Here is a 385-nt window from a genome sequence, read left to right on the forward strand (position 1 = left end):
CTTCAGGAATGCTTCCATCACCTCCTTGCCCTTGGCGCGGGTGAAGTCGCCCGTTTGCGAGCGGATGATCTTGTAGTGCGGGTCGGCCTTGATGATCTCTTCAAAGCCGCGCTTGCGATCGATGGCGGGCGCGGAGCCCACAGTGCCTTGCAACTCGACGATGTTCACGTCGCCCTTGGGCTTGACGTTCTCCAGCAGCCAGCGGCCCGCCTTGCGGCCTTCCTCGACAAAATCGGAGCCGATGAACGTCGTGTAGAGCCAGGTGTCTTTGCTGTCGATGCCGCGGTCGGTGAGGATGACCGGGATCTTGGCGGCCTTGGCCTCCTGCAGCACGGTGTCCCAGCCGGATTCCACTACCGGCGAGAACGCAATCACATCGACCTTC

1 protein-coding gene is annotated in these 385 nt (G+C 61.8%); it reads right to left on the bottom strand.

Annotation, left to right across the window (positions count from 1 at the left end; translation table 11 throughout):
* On the bottom strand, positions 1–385 hold a 385-nt coding region (locus I6F37_RS44585; protein WP_225155070.1), incomplete at both ends, for a substrate-binding domain-containing protein.

Origin of the sequence: Bradyrhizobium sp. NBAIM08, assembly GCF_020193935.1 — a bacterium.
GTDB lineage: Bacteria > Pseudomonadota > Alphaproteobacteria > Rhizobiales > Xanthobacteraceae > Bradyrhizobium > Bradyrhizobium yuanmingense.